This is a genomic window from Psychrosphaera sp., from assembly GCF_982872775.1.
In genome coordinates, this window is the sequence record NZ_CEYNSH010000034.1 from 23547 (window position 1) to 33937 (window position 10391).

General features: G+C 40.4%; 11 protein-coding genes. 7 read left to right on the plus strand and 4 right to left on the minus strand.

Going from position 1 to position 10391, the window contains the following annotated elements:
• Positions 1-753 carry a pteridine reductase gene (locus tag AC4E96_RS10455; RefSeq protein ID WP_490255778.1) on the minus strand — a complete coding sequence of 251 codons (753 nt, stop codon included), beginning with the start codon at positions 751-753 and terminating at the stop codon, positions 1-3.
• 281 nt (positions 754-1034) lie between these two features.
• On the opposite strand from AC4E96_RS10455, the gene thrS reads away from it, so the two are divergent.
• From thrS to rplT, 4 genes are all read left to right on the plus strand, one after another.
• Positions 1035-2945 carry a threonine--tRNA ligase gene (gene thrS / locus AC4E96_RS10460; RefSeq protein ID WP_490255779.1) on the plus strand — a complete coding sequence of 637 codons (1911 nt, stop codon included), beginning with the start codon at positions 1035-1037 and terminating at the stop codon, positions 2943-2945.
• Between the two features lie 62 nt (positions 2946-3007).
• Entirely contained in the window at positions 3008-3568 is a 561-nt protein-coding gene (gene infC / locus AC4E96_RS10465; protein WP_488032288.1) for a translation initiation factor IF-3, read from the plus strand.
• Positions 3569-3674: 106 nt separating this feature from the next.
• The gene (rpmI, locus tag AC4E96_RS10470) at positions 3675-3872 is read left to right on the plus strand and encodes a 50S ribosomal protein L35 (RefSeq protein WP_208832357.1); all 198 of its coding nucleotides are present in this window, start codon (positions 3675-3677) and stop codon (positions 3870-3872) included.
• 16 nt (positions 3873-3888) lie between these two features.
• Positions 3889-4248, plus strand: coding sequence for a 50S ribosomal protein L20 (rplT, locus tag AC4E96_RS10475; RefSeq protein ID WP_208832356.1), 360 nt, complete (start codon positions 3889-3891; stop codon positions 4246-4248).
• A 31-nt stretch (positions 4249-4279) separates the two neighbouring features.
• Here the strand turns inward: rplT and AC4E96_RS10480 are convergent, their stop codons facing one another.
• Positions 4280-5143, minus strand: coding sequence for a MaoC/PaaZ C-terminal domain-containing protein (locus AC4E96_RS10480; RefSeq protein ID WP_488032289.1), 864 nt, complete (start codon positions 5141-5143; stop codon positions 4280-4282).
• On the opposite strand from AC4E96_RS10480, the gene AC4E96_RS10485 reads away from it, so the two are divergent.
• A complete protein-coding gene (locus tag AC4E96_RS10485) occupies positions 5132-6022 on the plus strand; it encodes a substrate-binding periplasmic protein (protein ID WP_490255780.1) in 891 nt (296 codons plus the stop codon). The genes AC4E96_RS10480 and AC4E96_RS10485 overlap by 12 nt on opposite strands.
• A gap of 19 nt (positions 6023-6041) precedes the next feature.
• Positions 6042-6680 (plus strand): MBL fold metallo-hydrolase, encoded by a 639-nt coding sequence (locus AC4E96_RS10490; protein ID WP_488032291.1) that lies wholly within the window; start codon positions 6042-6044, stop codon positions 6678-6680.
• A gap of 70 nt (positions 6681-6750) precedes the next feature.
• Here AC4E96_RS10490 and fur read toward each other — a convergent pair whose 3' ends face one another.
• Both fur and rimO read right to left on the minus strand, forming a co-directional pair.
• On the minus strand, positions 6751-7170 hold the full coding sequence (fur, locus tag AC4E96_RS10495; RefSeq protein WP_488032292.1) for a ferric iron uptake transcriptional regulator: 420 nt from the start codon (positions 7168-7170) through the stop codon (positions 6751-6753).
• Positions 7171-7266: 96 nt separating this feature from the next.
• The gene (gene rimO, locus AC4E96_RS10500) at positions 7267-8685 is read right to left on the minus strand and encodes a 30S ribosomal protein S12 methylthiotransferase RimO (RefSeq protein ID WP_490255781.1); all 1419 of its coding nucleotides are present in this window, start codon (positions 8683-8685) and stop codon (positions 7267-7269) included.
• Between the two features lie 112 nt (positions 8686-8797).
• Here rimO and AC4E96_RS10505 point away from each other — a divergent pair.
• Positions 8798-10391: recombinase family protein (locus tag AC4E96_RS10505; RefSeq protein ID WP_490255782.1), on the plus strand; the 1594-nt coding region annotated here is incomplete at its 3' end.

A 10391-nucleotide genomic window follows, 5' to 3' on the forward strand; every position in this document is an offset into this window, starting at 1 on the left:
TTACGCTTTGGCACCGCCATTTACACTTCTGCCTCCATCTATTGCCAAAATTTGACCTGTAACGTATGGGGCATTACACATATATAAGATAGCTTGTGCAATATCTTGTGGGGTGCCTAGCCTCTGTAACCCAATTTCACTTAATACCTGATTTTTGTCCTGTTCGGACAACTCATTTTCATGCCAAAGTATCGCTCCAGGAGCAATACCATTGACCCTAATTTTAGGCGCTAATTCTCTAGAAAGCGACTTTGTTAACATGACTAATCCTGCTTTAGCCATACAATAGATAGGATAAGACTTTAATGGTCGATCAGCGTGAATATCTACCATATTGATAACACAACCATTTGTTTCTTCAAGCGCACTTAAAAGTCCCTGAATAAGAAAAAAAGGGGCTTTCAAATTAGTTCCAAATAAATCATCCCAAACCGCTTCGTTAACAGTACTAACTTCTGTCGGATAAAAACTGCTCGCATTGTTAACTAACACATCTATTCGACCAAAAGTCGATTTTGCCTTAACGGCCAGTTTGTTCACTTCTTCAGTAACAGTTAAATCTGCTGTCACAAACGCAGCAGAATCTGGTGCTATATCATTAAGTTCATTACAAAGTTCACTGGCTTCTTTAGTTGAATTGTTGCAATGAATAATCACTCTATAACCGGCCTCGTGAAGCGTAACTGCGGTGTTTTTACCAATGCGTTTTGCTGCGCCCGTTACTAGAGCGACTTTTTTATAATCTTTTGACATACCAGTAAATAATACTTTGAGTTTTTGATTAGTGTAAGGCTGATATACTAATGCTTTCTCGTCAAGCGTTAAAAGTTAGGCTAAAAGCAGTGTTTTACTAAACGCGCTTGTGATTTTTATTAATATAAAATAACATTCACCGCTCATATATTAAGTGAGAGTTGACTGCATAATTTTAAACGGATGGTAACCGTTTTAAGTGTAGTTTATTCCACCAATTTTTAATCATTAGAAGTATATGCGACGCATCGTAGGCGCCGCCACTGTACTAAGGAAATAAAATGCCTGTAATTACTCTTCCTGACGGTAGTCAAAGATCTTTCGACAACCCTGTTTCTGTTTTAGATGTCGCAGCTGATATTGGACCTGGTCTAGCCAAGGCCACAATCGCTGGTATTGTTGATGGTGAACGTGTTGATGCATGTGAAAAAATCAACGAAGACGCACAATTGCAAATCATTACTGCTAAAGATGAAGATGGTTTAGAAATTATTCGTCACTCATGTGCACACTTATTAGGTCATGCGATTAAGCAGCTATTTCCTGAGTGTAAAATGGCCATTGGTCCAACTATCGACAATGGTTTTTATTACGATGTTGATTTGGAGCAATCTCTTAGTCAGGATGATTTAGCAGCAATTGAAAAGCGCATGCTTGAATTAGCTAAAAGAAACTATGAAGTAGTAAAGAAAACCGTTTCTTGGCAAGAAGCTCGCGACGCATTTGAAGCGCGTGGCGAAACCTACAAGATGGAAATTCTAGACGAAAACATCGACAAAGATGACCGTCCAGGGTTATATCATCACGAAGAATATATCGACATGTGTCGTGGCCCTCATGTGCCAAACATGAAATTCTGTCACAACTTTAAACTGATGAAAGTGGCTGGTGCTTATTGGCGTGGTAATTCTGATAACAAGATGTTGCAGCGTATTTACGGCACAGCTTGGGCAGACAAAAAGCAATTAAAAGCCTATTTAAAGCGTCTAGAAGAAGCTGAAAAACGTGATCACCGTAAAATTGGTAAAGCGTTGGATCTTTTCCACTGGCAAGAAGAAGCGCCAGGTATGGTTTTCTGGCACAACGATGGTTATGCAATTTACACTGAGTTAGAGCGATTCGTTCGTCGTAAACTTACTGAATACGGTTATGACGAGGTAAAAGGGCCATTAATGATGGACCGCAGCCTTTGGGAAAAGTCAGGTCACTGGGATAAGTACGCTGAAAACATGTTCACGACTAGTTCGGAAAATCGTGAATATGCAATTAAACCAATGAACTGCCCGGGTCACGTTCAAATCTTTAATCAAGGTCTTAAGTCTTACCGTGATTTGCCACTACGTATGGCAGAGTTTGGTTGTTGTCACCGTAATGAACCTTCTGGTGCACTGCATGGTCTGATGCGTGTTCGTGGCTTTACCCAGGATGATGCTCATATTTTCTGTACAGAAGAACAAATTCAGGAAGAAGTGAGCGGTTGTATTCAGATGGTCTTTGATACGTATAAAACGTTCGGTTTTGAAAATGTAAGTATTAAACTGTCTACTCGTCCAGAGAAACGTGTTGGTTCGGATGAGATTTGGGATAAAGCTGAGAAAGCGTTGGCAGATGCCTTAGCATCTAACGAGCTAGAATATGACTTACAGCCAGGTGAAGGTGCATTCTACGGTCCTAAAATCGAGTTCACGTTACATGACTGTTTAGGACGAGCTTGGCAGTGTGGTACGGTACAGGTTGACTTCTCGATGCCTGGACGTTTAGGCGCAACTTACGTTGCTGAAGATAACGAGCGACGCACACCTGTAATGATTCACCGTGCAATTTTAGGTTCACTTGAACGCTTTATCGGTATTTTAATTGAAGAATACGCAGGTTTGTTGCCGACGTGGTTGGCACCAAAACAGGCTGTAATCATGAATATTACCGATAGCCAGTCAGAATATGTTAAAAATATTGAACAAAATCTGAAAGAAAAGGGCGTTAGAGTCATTTCGGACTTGAGAAATGAGAAGATAGGCTTTAAAATTCGCGAGCACACTCTCAAACGTATCCCATACATGTTAGTTGTGGGTGAAAAAGAGAAAGAAACAGGCCAAGTGGCCGTTCGTACACGCAAAGGTGAAGACATGGGCAGTATGCCAGTTGACGACTTTGTGACTTTGTTTGATGAAGTGGTTAGCAATTACGGTTAATGACCGTTAGAAATACTCAAGTGCAGTTGAAACCATAAGGCTGCACTTATTTATTAATTTTTGTGGAGGATTTTGCCATTAGAGCGCAAAACAAACGTGGCCAGAAGGCCGCTCAAAACAGGTTAAACGAAGAGATTACCGTACAAGAAGTGCGTTTAGTTGGTTCGGAAGGTGAAGCTTTAGGTGTTGTAAGTATCACTGAAGCTTTAAATGCCGCGGGTGAAGCGGGTATGGATCTTGTTGAGATCAGCCCAAACGCAGAGCCTCCTGTTTGTAAGGTGATGGACTACGGCAAATTCCTATACGAAAAGAGCAAGGCTCAAAAAGAGCAAAAGAAGAAGCAAAAACAGATTCAGGTTAAGGAAATTAAATTCCGTCCTGGAACTGATGAAGGCGACTACCAGGTAAAACTACGCAACCTGCGTCGCTTCATTGAAGCTGGAGACAAGGCGAAAGTCACGATCCGCTTCCGTGGTCGAGAGATGGCTCATCAAGATATCGGCATTGAACTGTTAAAACGTGTTAAAGCGGATTTAGAAGACATTTCAACGTGCGAATCTTTCCCTTCACGTGCTGAAGGCAGACAGATGATCATGGTACTCGCACCAAACAAGAGCAAATAAGCTCTTAACATAGCAAGTAACTAGGGCCTTCAAAGTAGTGTAGCTTTTTAAGTGAAACTCGCCTTATTACTATTTTTAAACACTCTAACAATGCGGAGTCTAGGCAATGCCTAAAATGAAAACTCATAGCGGCGCGGCAAAGCGCTTTAAAAAGACCGCTTCAGGCGGTTACAAACGTAAACAGTCTCACTTACGTCACATTTTGACTAAGAAGAGCTCTAAGCGTAAACGTCACTTACGTAGCAAGCTTATGGTTGCAGCGGTAGATAAGCCGTTAATCGATCGTATGTTAGCTGGCGCTTAAGAGAGGAGACTGAACAATGGCAAGAGTAAAACGTGGTGTACAAGCTCGTAAGAGTCACAAAAAAGTACTAAAGGCAGCTAAAGGTTATTACGGTGCACGTTCACGTGTTTATCGCGTAGCATTCCAAGCTGTAACAAAAGCGGGTCAATATGCATACCGTGACCGTCGTCAAAAGAAACGTGTTTTCCGTCAATTGTGGATTGCTCGTATCAACGCAGCGGCTCGTCAAAACGGTTTGTCTTACAGCAAATTCATGAACGGCTTGAAAAAGGCGTCTATCGAAGTTGACCGTAAGATCCTAGCGGACATCGCTGTTCACGACCAAGCTACTTTCGCTGTTTTAGTTACTAAAGCAAACGAAGCACTAGCTGCATAATCAAAATTTTTGATTTTGTATAAAAGGAAGCTCAGGCTTCCTTTTTTTGTGCCTCAAGTTTTAGGAATCGCTGTGTCCCATCGTTAGAGAATAAACCACAACGGATATCATTACCGACTATTGAATTGTGGATACTATGATTCAGCTCGTTGGCGATTCTAATACTGACCTTATTAGGTAGGTAACATGGTTTATTAAATTCAATAGATAACTTGTTAATTTTTAGTAATTGCTCAAACTCGGACAAGGCTTTAACTGTCATATGGACATTATACATACCGTGAATCAATGCCTTGGGTAAACCAAAGAGTCGGGCTAATTGGTTACTCATGTGGATTGGGTTGTAATCCAAAGAAGCTTTAGCGTATTGACGAGCCTGAGATATGTCTAATCCAAAACTTGTCAATTCTGTCCAATCCGTTTTGCGCCTAGCAACGGACTTACTTTTGTGGAATTTATTTTTCTCCAGCATCCAGTTTTGGTTTTCTATCGTTAGCCGGCCAAACTGGTAAGCACGTGTAGTAATTTGGTATTTGATCCCTTTTAACGTGTCGTCAGCTTCTTCTAACACAACTTCTAAATCAGTCGGCAACAACCAATTATGTAGTTTGTGAATGGTAAACTCTGAACCCAAATGAATTAGTCCCAGTAAGCCACTTGGAATACTACTTTGTACTAAAGTTTGTAAAACGATAGGGAAAGCCGCGTTAAATATAAACGCTGGACTGTCGTTGACCTCACCAAACATTTCTTCGAATTCGTGTACCATATTTTTGGCTGGGTAATAGTTTCTGACTTTTATTGAAAATGGTTTAAAATCACTAATGTCGTGTTTTTTTCTTGTGGCTGCGTGATAAATGAGTTTTGGCAATGAAAATGGGCTTTGATTCAACACGTTTTAGGCTGTCCTTTAATTCTTTACATTCAGGGTAATGAACTCGTTTTGACTATACAGGTGAGTTTACAAAAATTGAAAACTTTTTTTAGGTCATTCAATTACAAAGGTATACGAAATAACATCGAGAAGTGCCTTTGTCTCTTAGTATGTCTATTTTCTTTTTGCAGCTGGTCGGCAATTGCAACGCAAAAAGCAATTACAATCAAGGTCGGGCTAGCACCACCATATGTAACTGAAAAACCTGAAATCGATTCTTCGGCGAATATCGGAGGCGTTGCAACTAATATTGTTAGAGAGGCTTACAATGAAGTTGATGTAGAAACTGAGTTTAAAATAGGAGACTGGCATACAACAAAGTTAGCAATCGATAGTGAAAAGGTACTGTCTTTTTGGTGGCAAATTAATCGGCAAAGAGAAAAGTCGTGGTTATTTTCACAGCCGTTATATGAAGCCCAATATGTATTTCTTGCTAGAAAAGAAGTGCGGTTTTATTGGACACGGTTCGATCAATTACGGCCATATAAAATTGGTATATCTCATATTCAAAGCTATGGCACATTGTTCGACTCTTATATTCAATACTTAAATACAGATAAAACATTGTCCGACTACTCAGCAATCAAAAAGCTTATTTCAAAAGATCTTGATGCCATTTTGATCGAACGTTCCATGGCTAAATACTTACTGACTTTTTTATCTCCTACAGAACGAGATTCTCTTGAATTACTTGAGAACCAGGTTATTCATAAAGAGCCTTATTACTTAGTATGTGGTAAATTTTTTAATAATTGTAGCTACTATATCAATAAGTTTAATGAAGGGTTAAAATCTCTAAAAACATCCGATCGTTATGATGCGCTACTAGAGCAGCGCTAAGACAATTGAAAGGTAAACAATGAAAATAGAAGTACTCCCAGTCACACCTTTCCAGCAAAACTGTAGTTTTATTATTTGCACTGAAACAAATAAGGCCGCAATTGTTGATCCAGGTGGCGAAGTAGACAGGCTTATAGAACGAATAAATGCGCTTGGTGTTATTCCTGAAAAAATCATTATTACCCATGCACATATCGACCATGCCGGTGGCACACACGACTTGGCAAAGCGTCTTTCCCTTCCAATAGAAGGTCCACACAAAGAAGACTTATTCTGGATTGAAAAATTAGCTGACCAGTCGCGTATGTTTCAGTTTCCAGAAGCAAAGGTGTTTGAACCTAACCGTTGGCTTGAACATATGGATAAAGTAACCGTCGGGAATATAGAATTAGAAGTTCGTTTTTGTCCTGGCCATACACCGGGTCATGTTGTTTTTATCAACCACAAACACAAATGGTGTTGGGTAGGCGATGTTTTATTTAATGGTAGTATTGGTCGTACGGATTTCCCAAGAGGTGACTTTGATACGTTAATTGCTTCGATTAAAGCAAACTTATTAACGCTTGATGATGATTATCAATTTTTGTCTGGGCATGGACCGACGTCAACTATCGGTAACGAGCGTCTAAACAACCCTTATCTAAAACAGGCAAGTTAACGCTTTATAAAAAAATAGATACAAAAAAAGGGCATTGAGCCCTTTTTCTATTTATCAATATAACGCCTAATTACTTAGAGCATTGCTCTTTACAGTGACCATATAAATAGAGACTGTGGTGAGTCAGTTCGATACCAAACTTCTCCGCCACTCGCTCTTGGCGTTCTTCGATTATGTCGTCGGCAAATTCCATAACCTTACCGCAAGTCAAACACACTAAATGATCATGGTGCTTAGAATTTGCAAGTTCAAAGACTGATTTGCCGCCTTCAAAATGGTGACGAGTCACGATGCCTGCATCATCGAATTGGTTAAGAACTCGATAAATGGTCGCCAAACCTATTTCTTCGTCATGATCTAACATGATTTTGTAAAGGTCTTCAGCACTGATATGTTTGTCTTCGAGATTTTTCATTACCTCTAAAACTTTCAGACGCGGAGAGGTAACTTTAAGGCCAGCATTTTTTAATTGAAGATCGTTTTCGCTCATAACTTTATTCTTTTTATCTCGAAATTAAATTCATTATACGCATCTAATTTAACAATAGAACCGTAAAATTAAGCCAAATTATTAATTGGCCCAATTTTAAACGACACTACCCCAAAGGTCATATTCATCTGAAGCTTCGATCAAAACAGTGACCAAATCACCCGCTTTAACGTTGTGCTCTCCATTAAGGTAGACCATTCCGTCAATTTCTGGAGCATCGGCATAACAACGTCCAATAGCACCTTCTTCGTCAACTTCATCAATTAGGACCTGCATTTGAGTGCCAACACGTGCTTTTAGTTTACGAGTGCTAATGTCTTGTTGCTTTTCCATGAAGCGTATATAACGTTGTTCTTTAATTTCTTCGCTTACTTCATTGCCAAGCTCATTGGCTTTTGCACCTTCTACAGGACTGTATTTGAAGCATCCGACACGGTCTAATTGTGCCTCTTCAAGCCAGTCTAAAAGAAATTCAAAGTCTTCTTCAGTTTCACCTGGAAAGCCAACGATGAATGTAGAACGAATAACAATTTCTGGACATAATTCACGCCACTTGTTTATACGCTCTAAGACCTTTTCTGCTTGGCCAGGTCGTTTCATGGCTTTTAATACTTTTGGACTTGCATGCTGAAACGGAATATCTAAATAAGGAAGTATTTTGCCTTCAGCCATCAATGGGACTGTTTTATCAACAGAAGGGTATGGATACACATAATGTAATCGTACCCACAGACCCATCTCTCCTAGCTTTTCACAAAGCGACTTCATGTCTGTTTTAACAGGCATACCGTTCCAGAAGTCCATTTTGTGTTTTACGTCGACACCATAAGCACTGGTGTCTTGTGAAATGATCAGAAGTTCTTTTACACCAGCAGCTTTTAAGCGTTCTGCTTCGGATAAGACGTCGCCAATAGGGCGGCTAACTAGATCACCACGCATCGATGGGATGATGCAGAATGTACAACGGTGATTACATCCCTCTGATATTTTTAAGTAAGCAAAGTGTTTAGGGGTTAGTTTTACACCGTGATCTGGAATGAGATCTTCAAATGGATTGTGCTGTGGTTTTGGAAGGTATTCATGTACTTGGTTTAACACTTCTTCATAGGCATGTGGGCCTGTTACAGCTAGTACGTTTGGGTGAACTTCACGAATTTCATCGTCTTTAACACCAAGACAACCGGTTACAATCACGCGACCATTTTCTTTAAGCGCTTCGCCAATCGTATCAAGAGATTCTTGAACGGCACTATCTATAAAGCCACAAGTGTTTACGATAACCAAGTCAGAATCGTGATAGGTATTTACAACCTCGTATCCCTCGGTTCTTAGTTGAGTAAGAATGCGTTCAGAGTCGACTAAATTTTTAGGACAACCCAAAGATACGAATCCTATACGGTGACCGATTTCAAATTCGACTCCATCAGACAAGTTATGGTTGTGTTGTTGGTCGATTACTTTGCTTGGTGTTTCCAAGGTAGTGGTTTGCTTCGGGTCAAAGGTCTTAACGGTCATACAGATTCACTCAAATTAAAATTGGCGCGGATTATACATTGTTCTGAATACAAATTATAGCCGGAGAGTCGCCCATTACCTCTGTTGATGACCATTTTGTTCAGGTAAAATATTGGAAAGTAAAGTAGTGACAGACCTAAAAATTTATATGCGAACTAAACCAGCCGTGTACTCATACACACGATTCTCAGATCAAAAGCAATCTAAGGGCACTTCGGTGGCGCGGCAAGCCGATTATGCTAAAAAAACAGCTAATGAGGTAGGCCTAGAGATCGATGAGCTATTAAGCTTAAAAGACGAAGGGTTAAGTGCTTATCATAGTCAGCATATCAAAAAAGGGGCTTTAGGTGTTTTTCTTCGCGCGGTAGAAGACGGGAAAGTCGCTAAAGGCTCATTTTTGGTTATTGAGGCGCTAGACAGATTAACTAGAACAGAGCCTATGGATGCTATGGCTTTGTTAACGCAAATAGTTCAGGCTGGAATCGTTGTCGTAACCGCTTCTGATGGACAGCGATATAGCAAAGAATCGATAAGTGACAATCCAATGCAGTTGATGATGTCTCTTATGTTCATGATACGAGCGCATGAGGAAAGTGAAACCAAAAGCCGGCGGGTAAAAGACGCTATCAAGATAAAATGTCAGAAGTGGACATCAATAGTTGAAAGCGGCTTTATAAACCAAGGACACGACCCTGGTTGGGTCCGACGTGTAGACAATCGCTTTGAGTTGATACCTGAGCGCGTTGCTGCGGTTAAAAGGATCATTGAATTATACCAGTCAGGGATTGGTGGCCCTAAAATAGTTGATATGCTAAAAGAGGAGGGATTGTCGCCTTCAGACAAATTACCTCATTCAGAGCGTATTTATCGTATTGTAAAGTCTCCCATGTTAATCGGCACTAAGATCGTAAAAACGAAGGGAGAAGAGTTTGTACTGAGAGACTACTACCCAGCAGTTTTGACTAGTGAAGAATATAGCAGATTACAAAATAGCGCTGCTAAAAGAGTTTCGCGTGGTGCACAAAAAGAAATTGTTGGGTTGTTTACGGGGATTGGTATAGCGTTCTGTGGATATTGCGGTAAGGCAATGAATGGTCAAAATTACGTTAGCCGAATGAAAGAAGATGGAACTCTGGCGGATGGTCACCGTCGCTTAATATGCTCCTCGCATAATGCAGAAAGAGGCTGCCCAGTCGGAAGCTCAGTCACAATTGTACCTGTTGAAAAAGCATTACTTGAGTTTTGTACTGACCAATTACAGCTAAATGATCTATTAGCTGGTACTGATGAAGCTCAGGCTTTGTTACGTAAAAAGAGTTCGCTAAGCAATGAACGTTTGAAAAAGCAAAATGCCCTAGACAATATTATTGAAGCTATAGAGCAGGGCGGCGGGATCATTAAGTCTCTTACTCAAAAATTGGGAGCGCTTGAATCTGAGATTGAACTGTTAGATAAACAGCTCTCCAAAATAGAGGGTGAGTTGCACTACGTATCAAACTTATCGAACCCGACGCTCAGAGACAAGTGGACCGCGACAAGAAAGAAGATAGATGCATTTGATGACCAAGCGAGATCAGCCGTAGCACAGCTATTTGCGCAAACATTTGAGCGTATCGATTTTTATGTGAAGGGATTTGAAGCAGACAATTCCACTAGTATTCGTGGCGTAGTAGCTAACCAGTTACTTAGTAAGTTGTTTGGCTCAG

Excerpts from the sequence above, each read along its gene's own strand:
- thrS (WP_490255779.1), top strand. The coding sequence starts at position 1,035 with ATGCCTGTAATTACTCTTCCTGACGGTAGTCAAAGATCTTTCGACAAC.
- AC4E96_RS10490 (WP_488032291.1), top strand. The coding sequence starts at position 6,042 with ATGAAAATAGAAGTACTCCCAGTCACACCTTTCCAGCAAAACTGTAGT.
- rplT (WP_208832356.1), top strand. The coding sequence starts at position 3,889 with ATGGCAAGAGTAAAACGTGGTGTACAAGCTCGTAAGAGTCACAAAAAA.
- AC4E96_RS10455 (WP_490255778.1), bottom strand. The coding sequence starts at position 753 with ATGTCAAAAGATTATAAAAAAGTCGCTCTAGTAACGGGCGCAGCAAAA.
- rpmI (WP_208832357.1), top strand. The coding sequence starts at position 3,675 with ATGCCTAAAATGAAAACTCATAGCGGCGCGGCAAAGCGCTTTAAAAAG.
- rimO (WP_490255781.1), bottom strand. The coding sequence starts at position 8,685 with ATGACCGTTAAGACCTTTGACCCGAAGCAAACCACTACCTTGGAAACA.
- fur (WP_488032292.1), bottom strand. The coding sequence starts at position 7,170 with ATGAGCGAAAACGATCTTCAATTAAAAAATGCTGGCCTTAAAGTTACC.